Annotated in this window: 1 pseudogene; it reads left to right on the forward strand. The window is 69.0% G+C overall.

Annotated elements, in window-relative coordinates:
* Nucleotides 1-232 (forward strand): annotated as a pseudogene (locus EOD29_RS35395) (phosphate ABC transporter permease subunit PstC); the annotation flags it as partial.

A 232-nucleotide genomic window follows, 5' to 3' on the forward strand; every position in this document is an offset into this window, starting at 1 on the left:
CGCCCTTTATGCGCTGTGCGCCATCGCGCCGCGCTTCCGCGCCCGCAACCGCGTCGAGCGCGTCATGCTCTGGGGCCTGCTGCTCGCCTCCTCGATCGCCATCCTGACGACGGTCGGCATCGTGTTGTCCATGCTGTCGGAAGCCGCCCGCTTCTTTGCCGTCGTTCCCGCCGGCGAATTCTTCTTCGGCACCGTCTGGGATCCGCGCTTTGCCGGCGCCGGCAGCTCCTCC

Source organism: Mesorhizobium sp. M1A.T.Ca.IN.004.03.1.1 (assembly GCF_003997555.1).
Taxonomy (GTDB): domain Bacteria; phylum Pseudomonadota; class Alphaproteobacteria; order Rhizobiales; family Rhizobiaceae; genus Mesorhizobium.